This is a genomic window from Alsobacter sp. SYSU BS001988 (assembly GCF_054796215.1).
The window spans coordinates 1-1,069 of record NZ_JBTAMK010000045.1 but is presented as its reverse complement, the minus strand read 5'-3'; the positions used below and the strand labels follow the sequence as shown (position 1 = coordinate 1,069).

The 1,069-nt window shown below is 66.9% G+C and carries 2 protein-coding genes; both read left to right on the top strand.

What is annotated here, in order from left to right:
- Positions 1-73: 73 nt before the first annotated feature.
- Positions 74-892, top strand: a complete 819-nt coding sequence (locus ACYVO7_RS25715; RefSeq protein WP_460452605.1) for a chromate resistance protein ChrB domain-containing protein — start codon at positions 74-76, stop codon at positions 890-892.
- Position 893: 1 nt separating this feature from the next.
- Positions 894-1,069 (top strand): chromate transporter (locus ACYVO7_RS25710; RefSeq protein WP_460452606.1); only part of this gene is annotated, 176 nt, incomplete at its 3' end.

Here is a 1,069-nt window from a genome sequence, read left to right as displayed (position 1 = left end):
CTGGGGACTGCGATCTCCCCACGAGGCTTCGGCCGAAGCATCGCGTCCAGGTCAATCCAACCAAGGACGCGCCATGCCTTCCATCAGCTCTATCTCGATCGACAAGCTTTCCCGTCTCATCGGCACGACCGGCTGCCCGGCGCTCGTCGACGTGCGCACGGACGAAGACTTCGACGCCGATCCCTTCCTCGTGCCAGGCTCGGCGCGCCGCTCCCACAAGGATGTGGGCTCGTGGGCCGGCGCCTATGCGGGCCGGCCTGTGGTGGTGATCTGCCAGAAGGGCCTCAAACTCAGCCACGGGGTGGCGGCCTGGCTTCGGCATGCCGGCATCCCCGCCGAGAGCCTCGAGGGCGGAACGGACGAATGGGCCCGCTCCGGCCAGCCCTATGTCAACGTGGCAAAGATGCCGCTCTGCGACCCCCTAGGCCGCACGGTCTGGGTGACCCGCGAACGGCCCAAGATCGATCGCATCGCCTGCCCGTGGCTGATCCGCCGCTTCGTCGATCCGAACGCCGTGTTCCTTTACGTCAAAGCGTCAGAAGTCATGGGGGTCGCCAGCCGCTTCGACGCTGCGCCTTTCGATATTGACGACGTCTTCTGGAGCCACCGTGGCGAACTGTGCAGCTTCGACGTCATGGTCGAGGAGTTCGGCTTGGGGACGCCGGCGCTGCGTCACCTCGCCCTGATCGTTCGGGCAGCCGATACGGCGCGGCCGGAACTGGCGCCGGAAGCGCCCGGCCTGCTTGCGGCTTCCCTCGGGCTGTCACGGATCTACTCCGACGACCTGGCGCAGCTCGACGCCGGCATGACGCTCTATGACGCGTTCTATCGCTGGTGCCGGGACGCGACGGAGGAGACGCACAACTGGCCCTCCAGCAAGGTTGGCGCCTGACATGGCGATTGTGCTTGAATCGCCCAGCGCCGCCGCCACGGCGCCGTCCCACCCACCTTTCCGGGAGGCCGTCCCGGTCTGGGCCCGTATCGCAGCGCTCTCGTTTGGCGGTCCGGCCGGTCAGATCGCCGTCATGCATCGCATCCTGGTCGATGAGAAGCGCTGGATCTCTGACAA

Excerpts from the sequence above, each read along its gene's own strand:
- ACYVO7_RS25715 (WP_460452605.1), top strand. The coding sequence starts at position 74 with ATGCCTTCCATCAGCTCTATCTCGATCGACAAGCTTTCCCGTCTCATC.